The sequence below is a fragment of the Vibrio sp. 1288 genome, assembly GCF_033344475.1.
In genome coordinates, this window is sequence record NZ_JAWPOX010000400.1 from 1 (window position 1) to 767 (window position 767).

Annotated in this window: 1 protein-coding gene; it reads right to left on the reverse strand. The window is 48.9% G+C overall.

Features of this window, described 5'->3' with window-relative positions; translation table 11 throughout:
• A partial coding sequence (locus R8O11_RS27035; RefSeq protein WP_318194851.1) for a hypothetical protein occupies nucleotides 1–625 on the reverse strand: 625 nt, incomplete at its 3' end.
• Nucleotides 626–767 lie beyond the last annotated feature (142 nt).

Sequence of the window (767 nt, forward strand, 5' to 3'; positions counted from 1 at the left end):
CTTTCAGCAAGCTCATCGCCAAACGATATTCTGCGCGCTCTTCCTGCATCCAACCGCCCGCTATTTTCCAATAATCCAGTGCTAGCCTTGCAGACTCTAACATCCTCGCTTTCTGCTCGTCAGTACGCTCTGAGAGCTCTTCATACTGACAAGCCAAGTTGTTTGCGGTGATTGCGATCGAACGCGCTAGCACCTCTTCTGCATCGTGTGGTGTCATTCCTAATGCGGCTTTCGCCAACCATTGACTCGCTGGTTCAAGCTGAGTAAGAGCAGAAAGTTCGTTCGCAATAAGAGAGAACACGCGACGCTGATCTTGCTCCTCTAGCAATGCCACATCCTCAGTGCCATCGACAAAAAAGCGTGCAACGGCGATGCTACGTTTAAACGCCAAACTCTCGGTAATGGCGCGATCATCTAAGCGGTCTAAACAGGCAAGAAACCGTTCGGGACGTTCAAGGTGACCAATTGCGGTGTGCAGCATCAGTGCAAATATTCGCTCAACTTGGCTGAGCGCTTCCACCTCATTCAGCGCCGTTTCTAGCTGAGCATAGACCTGTTCTGGCTTTTCCTCGTGCAGCTGCCAACACTCACTCATGAAGGCATCAAAATCCGTTTTGAAAGACATGCCCTTGTTATCCTTTGTTATCTTGTTCGTAAATAAACCACTCTACACAATTCTCAACCGTGCGTTGCACGCCAAACAACAATATGAGAATCGCCTCACTTAAAGTGGTGTACCTTGCTCTAATGCGAGCAAACGTTGTTTG